Annotated in this window: 7 protein-coding genes and 1 other RNA gene; all 8 read right to left on the bottom strand. The window is 42.4% G+C overall.

Annotated elements, in window-relative coordinates; genetic code table 11:
- Positions 1-449: 449 nt before the first annotated feature.
- Positions 450-1,451: a phosphotransferase enzyme family protein gene (locus tag ACFQ4A_RS09330; protein ID WP_382399857.1), complete on the bottom strand. Its 1,002-nt coding sequence runs from the start codon at positions 1,449-1,451 to the stop codon at positions 450-452.
- A 60-nt stretch (positions 1,452-1,511) separates the two neighbouring features.
- Positions 1,512-2,657, bottom strand: a complete 1,146-nt coding sequence (locus ACFQ4A_RS09325; RefSeq protein ID WP_382399837.1) for an AI-2E family transporter — start codon at positions 2,655-2,657, stop codon at positions 1,512-1,514.
- A gap of 238 nt (positions 2,658-2,895) precedes the next feature.
- Positions 2,896-3,082: non-coding RNA, 6S RNA (ssrS, locus tag ACFQ4A_RS09320), on the bottom strand.
- Positions 3,083-3,134: 52 nt separating this feature from the next.
- Positions 3,135-3,392 carry a sporulation protein gene (locus ACFQ4A_RS09315; RefSeq protein ID WP_382399835.1) on the bottom strand — a complete coding sequence of 86 codons (258 nt, stop codon included), beginning with the start codon at positions 3,390-3,392 and terminating at the stop codon, positions 3,135-3,137.
- Between the two features lie 26 nt (positions 3,393-3,418).
- Positions 3,419-3,559 carry a small, acid-soluble spore protein L gene (locus ACFQ4A_RS09310; protein WP_382399833.1) on the bottom strand — a complete coding sequence of 47 codons (141 nt, stop codon included), beginning with the start codon at positions 3,557-3,559 and terminating at the stop codon, positions 3,419-3,421.
- 256 nt (positions 3,560-3,815) lie between these two features.
- The gene (locus tag ACFQ4A_RS09305) at positions 3,816-4,085 is read right to left on the bottom strand and encodes a zinc ribbon domain-containing protein (protein WP_382399831.1); all 270 of its coding nucleotides are present in this window, start codon (positions 4,083-4,085) and stop codon (positions 3,816-3,818) included.
- A gap of 14 nt (positions 4,086-4,099) precedes the next feature.
- On the bottom strand, positions 4,100-5,278 hold the full coding sequence (gene fmdA, locus ACFQ4A_RS09300; RefSeq protein WP_382399829.1) for a formamidase: 1,179 nt from the start codon (positions 5,276-5,278) through the stop codon (positions 4,100-4,102).
- 104 nt (positions 5,279-5,382) lie between these two features.
- Positions 5,383-6,219, bottom strand: a complete 837-nt coding sequence (locus ACFQ4A_RS09295) for a halocarboxylic acid dehydrogenase DehI family protein (protein WP_382399827.1) — start codon at positions 6,217-6,219, stop codon at positions 5,383-5,385.
- Positions 6,220-6,257: the final 38 nt, after the last annotated feature.

The following is a 6,257-nucleotide window of genomic DNA, read 5'->3' as shown; positions in this document are numbered from 1 at the left end:
AGTCTAAATTTGCTTCCAATCTTCACGTTTCCCGTTAAAACGTTTCGTATAACATCCAGGCACAGGGCTGGTGGATGGTAATTTAAAGATATTCATATGGTCCGGATGGCTGATTTTAAAAGGACGCTTGAACGTTTGGTATGATTTCGTACCATTGCAGGCAATTAACCATTACCAATCATTTTTTAGAATGGGACGATGCAGGTGTGGTTGCTGAAAAGGGGCTGGGTTTTTATGGCTGGAGCCGGATGGTAAGCAATTGGCCAGGCTTGGTGCGCTGATGGAAAAAGGGCAGGTGACACCATCTATTAGACACACCTCCCCGTTTGGTTAAAAAGGGCTTCGTAAAGAACATGAACTAAGCGAAACCCATCATGCGAAAGGAAAAATTGTCATTCAGATGAAATAGGGATCGCTAAAAACCCTGTGAGCCGTTCACAGGGTTTCCGTTACGAACGGGATGATAACCAGTCCTCATCCATCTCCCGCAGATCCTCATCCCCCAGCCGGTCAGTCCTCAGCTGGCCGATAAACAGTTTCAGTGTCCGCTCGTTAATCCAGTTTGTTCCCCACACATCGTCGTTGACCAGCATCGTTCCCAACAACCGAATCCTTCGAGCAGTAATGAACAACGGCAAGCTTCTGACATCATCGGCTTGCAGATTTCGTTCAGTCAAATAACCTTTTAAGAATGCGTCCCAGCATTCTCTTTCCACACTTCGATAATTATTCAGCAAATTCCACCATGATACAGCAATATCATAGGCCCGATAGCCAATCGCACAGTTATCGAAGTCAAACACTTCCATTTTGCCGTCCTCGATGTGCATATTATGGTTATAAAAATCCCCATGACAGAAACCCTTTTCCAGATCGAGTACCGCCAAGTCGGCTTTCGTATTTTCCACAACCGTATGCAGAATCGAAACCGCCTGATGGCCGAGGTACTTGTCAACTACCGGTGATATAACGGCTGCCGGTTCGTCAAGTAAATGATCGGTATCAAGTTCAAAGCCCCGCTTGTAATTTGACATAAAACCAGACGTCTTCAAGTGCAGCCGGCCAAGTGTCGCACCAATCATTTCCGAGTTTGCCACCGTAATCGACGGACGTTCCCCTGCCGAATACGAAAACAGCACACCATAACGCAGACCCTCAGGCGCCTCAATTTCGCTTAAATGCTGTCCATTTCTTTTTTTGATCGGATAAGACAAGCGAACCCCTTGTTCATATAAGTGATTGAGGGCATCCAGCTCAAACGAAATCCCTTGCCAATTACGCCAACCATGTCGATAAAGCCGGAAGATATATCGGTGCTCGGTTCCATCGATAATGGCATACGTATCATTAATCCCCCGGGCTAAAACATGACACTGCACAGGCTCTTCTAAGTCGTAGTCTGTCATAATCCGCTTGATTGTTTCTGTATCCGGTAAAGAGTGTCTAATCATTACATGCACTATCTAGATCCTCCAACATGTTATAAAATATATTCCCACCACACGCGACGATTATTTTTCGTCATAGGCACCGTAATCCTCACCATAAAAGCGGTTATAACGTGCTTTGAATTTCTGGAATAGAAAGACAACGATCACCTTTAGGATCGCGTATCCTGGAATACCAAGGATAACGCCGACAACGCCGAACAGATTACCTGCCACCAGTAATACGATAATAATCGTAAGCGGGTGAACCTGCATCGTTTTTCCCATGACGTTTGGTGATACAAAGTTCCCCTCAAGAAATTGAACAGCTGCCCAGACAATCCCCAATTTCAACAGCACAATCGGTGAATCAACGATCGCAATGATAATTGCCGGCGCTATGGCAATTATCGGACCCAGGTACGGTACGACACTGGTGACCGCAGCAATAATGGCAAGTGTGATGGCATAATCCAGACCAATAATTAAATAACCGATATATAACATAATCCCAATACATGTCGCGACAATGATCTGACCCTGAATATACGATCCAACCTGCACATCCATATTATGAAGAATCCTGTCAACGTCGCTTCTATATTTGGGCGGCAGCAACCTCAGGCAAAATTCCTTGAAACCGTCCCCATCTTTTAACAAAAAAAACAGGATAATCGGAAATGTGATAATAGCCACCACAACACTGGTAATCGTGCTGGCAACATTTTGCACACCTTCAACTGCTCCCCCCAGGTGCTCGGCGACTCTACTCGTCAAATCACTCAAATTTGACGTGAACCACACATACCCCTGTTCATAATAGGGTGCCAGAAACGAACGTTGTAGCCAGTTATCAATTCCTTCACCCATTTGCTGCAAGTAAGTCGGAAATCTCGCTGCCAAATCCTTCACCTGTGACTCAATCGCTGGAGCCATCAGTAAAATCAACCCGGTCAACAGTCCACTGATCCCCAGGATAATAATGATGATACCCCATATGCGATGAATATGTACCCGTTCCAAAAGGTTAACAATTGGATTCAGTAAATAATACGCAATAAACGCCAATATAATCGGCGGCAGTATGGTTGACATAATTGTCAAAAACGGGTTAAAAATAAACGATACGTTTGTATAGATGAAGATGGTTATTCCGATTAAAATTAATAGGATTAGACCGTAAAACAAATCACGGCCGCCAATGAATCGCATGAAACGGCTTGTTTTCATAACATGTCACCCCTTGATAATCAAATTATAGATGATATTGCGAAAAATTTCCATAACTGATTGAAGGCGTGACCCTTATACCCCACCATACCTCCAACATTGTAAAAAGAATAATAGTTATTATGAATAGCGGCCGTTAACGTTTGCTTATCACTTTAATCAGAACCCACAACCTGATTAATGGTTTAAATACAAAAAACCAGCTCCCATAAAGGAACTGGCTTATCACTTTAGTGGTTTACAGCCACAATTGCCGTATTTCCGAAATAAAAAGTTTTAAAACCACCACTTCACCAAGTGGGTGTTTGCAGGGGCCTTCCTGTCTTCCACTCTAAAGGAGGCGCGACATTTAAGCTCCGATATAAAACTCCCTATTCATCTGTTAGAGGTTAAAACTTATTTAAATACGAACATTGTAGCCTGTATTTATATACTACACCTTGAGACGATTAAAATCAATGGTTTTTTTTACCATAATCAGAAGAGTAATTCATACACATCTTTCAATTGTTTGGCCCGTACATCATCTCCTGCGTTTCTGGCATAATTCAATTCCTTTTCAACGACCGAATCCAGATACGCGATCTCCTCTTGATCAAGATCCTGGACAAATTCTTCTTCATGTTGATAATCATTTTTCGCCAGTTTTTCAGCAATTTGTTTCATCATATCATGGTTCTCATAGTTGACTAATGACTCACGCAAGTAGTGTAATGACGTATCGATGGTTATCACCCTTATCTTTTCATCAGATACTTAATTCAAATTTTCGTGTTTTTCTTTTTAGCCCGCTGCTCCAGCTGACTGTCCGGCTGCTGATCAACCACATCCTCGCTCAGCCCTTGCTTGTTCACACTCGTTTTAACCTGGTTCTTGCTTCGGTTATCTTTTTTATCAGCCATAAAAACACCTCCAAAATGTAGTGTTTCATATTGGGAGGTATTTATGCCGGGTGATTTAACAGCGGAAATCTGACCATTTATCGGAGCCTCAGTTTAATTCAGATATGTTTGTGACAAGTAAGGAAAATGTCTTCTTTTTCCGGAAAATAGCACTGAACACCTAATTTACCGAGATGTGTTACGAGCCAAAATAGATGTAATAAACCCCCCGGCAAATAAAAAATCCATCCTCAAAATGAAGATGGATTTTTTACTATTAATGTCCAGCTTGCCATGGTCTTGATATTGTTGGATTTCTTTTTGTATTTTTTGGTAAGTCTTTTTTATTTACCACCCTCGGTTCCATGCCCTTTTCAATCCGTTTCTTGACCCGGCTATCCATATTAAATGTGATTGGAGGCTTAAAAACGCGTTTTGCTGCTTCACTGCATTCCGGACATTGCACCTCTTGCCTAGTTCCTCTCATGTGTTGAAACCACAACGTGAATTCACCACATTTTTTACATGAGAACGTATAGCTGGGCATCCCTTATTCCTCCATTATTTTGGCAAAATATCTTTTGTGAAGATATCTTTCGGTAATGATAATGTACAGCACGAATTAGGAATATCAACAACACCTGCCAGATGTCCTTGTACTGGTGCTGATCCCAGCAGCATATAGGCTTGTTCTCCGGTAAATCCGTGTGTCTTCAAAAACTCAATGGCGTTCAGACAAGCATTCCGGTAAGCAATATTTGCATCCAGGTACGTTTGTTTTCCGGAAAATTCATTTACCGAAACGCCTTCAAACACAATGTATTCATTATAATGCGGATCCATTGGTCCAGGTCGGAATGCAGGATTCTTCTTAATTTGATATTTTTCCATGCCACCTTTAATAACGTCCACATGTAAGTCAATCCAGCCAGGCATTTCAATCCCGCCACAGAACGTGATCTCGCCATCACCCTGTGAAAAATGCAAATCACCAACTGACAGTTTTGCACCGTCGACGAATACTGGGAAATACACTTTTGACCCTCTCGATAAATTCTTGATGTCACAGTTTCCTCCATTTTCTCTTGGCGGAACAGTGCGCGCACCCTCCTTGGCAACCCGGTCGAATTCTTCACCAGTCAAACCACCAAGTACAACATTGTCTTTTGTTGGAAGATTTGCCAGTGGCGGAACACGATTAGGATTTTGGTCAACCAAATCCTTCTCCCGTCTGTTCCATTCATCAAGCATTCCCTGTGAAGGCGCAACACCAATTAACCCAGGATGTATGATACCGGCAAATTTGACATTCGGTACATGACGGGACGTTGCATAAATCCCTTCAAAATCCCAGATTGATTTTGCAGCCTCGGGATAATGATCAGTTAAAAAACTTCCCCCGTTTTCTTTCGCAAAAACTCCGTTAAAACCCCATTCATGGGCACTGAACGCACCAATATCCAAAATATCAACAACGAGCAAATCACCGGGTTCTACGCCATTAACGTGCACAGGCCCACTCAGTACGTGTACCCGCTCAAGATTTACATCCCTTATATCCGAGGGATCGTCGTTATTACTAATTTGGCCATCCGTCCAATCGAGGCATTCCATTCTAAACGTCTCACCCGGATCTACCGAAAATGCGGCAGGAATATCAGGGTGCCAGCGGTTATGGCCAGGCACATCCTGCTTATCCATTGTCTTGTTTAAATCAACCTTAAACAGCTTATTCGGCACAGATTCATCCCCTTTTCCAAATAATAGACACACATGCCTAGGACATGTTTATATAATCTATTTGTTTGATTCAGGCGTTATGACTACTTTTTAAAAATGTATGCTTATCTTTCAGCAATCATCCGCCTGAAAAATTCACCCTCAATGATTAAATCAGGAAGTAAGTTCTGGAACATGGCGACAATCCCCATCATTCCCGCCATTTCTCTGGGACTGTAAATTTGATATAAATAATCAGTATTTATGGTAACTGGAAAGGGCATTCGGTCATGAACCAGTTCAATTGATTGTTGCTTAAGATCAGCGCCAAGCAGATGATAGTCATCCGATCCAACGTATGGCTTCAGACTCTCCCAGCTTTTTCCCAAAAATACCGGGTAATTCGCCAGCGCACGGTAATCACTTGCAGCGTCAAATGCACGGTGTTTTTTAACGATATCCACGAGTAAGCTTTGTACATCTGGCGTTGCATGGCATATATCCACTAAGTGAACATCCTCCAATCCATGAAAAACACCTGGGGCAATATCGCCATCATAACTCTGGGTACCTTGAATCGATCGATTACCTAAACTTTCTGCCCATGCGCTGGCAATAAGTAATAATTTAGGATTGACATAATTAAATGTGAAAATAATACGCTTTATTTGCTCGATCGTTGATAAGTTATAGATTGTCTCCCAATTAATCTCGGGGGCCTTTACATCGATATCAGGATATCTAAGTTTGTCAGCAGCCTTCTCCATTTCCACCGTCAGCATATTTGCACGAACCTGCGTCCAGGCGGTACCTAAAAATGTGTCATATAGCGCCAATGTTCGAAACATGAAATTAACGACAGGCACCTTTAAAACTGTCTGAATGTCTTCATATATGTTAGCCAGATCGCCATACGCTTCCTGCTTATAAATTTCCGGAACACCATAATCCATTTTCAGCATAACAAAGCCCTCCAAATATTAATCCCTTCTGTATAACT

This window comes from Lentibacillus salinarum (assembly GCF_042679865.1).
Lineage (GTDB): Bacteria > Bacillota > Bacilli > Bacillales > Amphibacillaceae > Lentibacillus > Lentibacillus salinarum.
Note: the sequence above shows the minus strand (reverse complement) of the source record. Positions and strands in the feature narration are given on the sequence as shown.